General features: G+C 44.5%; 1 pseudogene. It reads right to left on the minus strand.

Annotated elements, in window-relative coordinates:
- Window positions 1-233 (minus strand): annotated as a pseudogene (locus tag HMPREF2661_RS04040) (hypothetical protein); the annotation flags it as partial.
- Window positions 234-326: the final 93 nt, after the last annotated feature.

The following is a 326-nucleotide window of genomic DNA, read 5'->3' on the forward strand; positions in this document are numbered from 1 at the left end:
CCGTTGTTTTGTACATCAACCTTCCAAACGCCTGTCTTTGGATCGTAGCCACGACGTTGCAATGCTTGATCGGATGGAAAGCCTGCGTTTTGATGTTGTGCCGGCGGAGGAAGGCCGACCTCTGCAAAAGCTGTTAACGGATTTAAAACTTGCGCGCCAAAACATACAAGCACAAGCAGGCGACTGCGTAGGGCGAAACGCCGAGAATAAAATAAACTTCTGGTATCATTCATTTTTCCTTTTCCCTTTTATTCGTCATTTTGCATATTGGCCAGTCTTACGACTTTTAGGCAGACTACGACAATAAATAAACCTATAAAAGCAAG

Source organism: Neisseria sp. HMSC061B04 (assembly GCF_001836705.1).
Classification (GTDB): domain Bacteria; phylum Pseudomonadota; class Gammaproteobacteria; order Burkholderiales; family Neisseriaceae; genus Neisseria.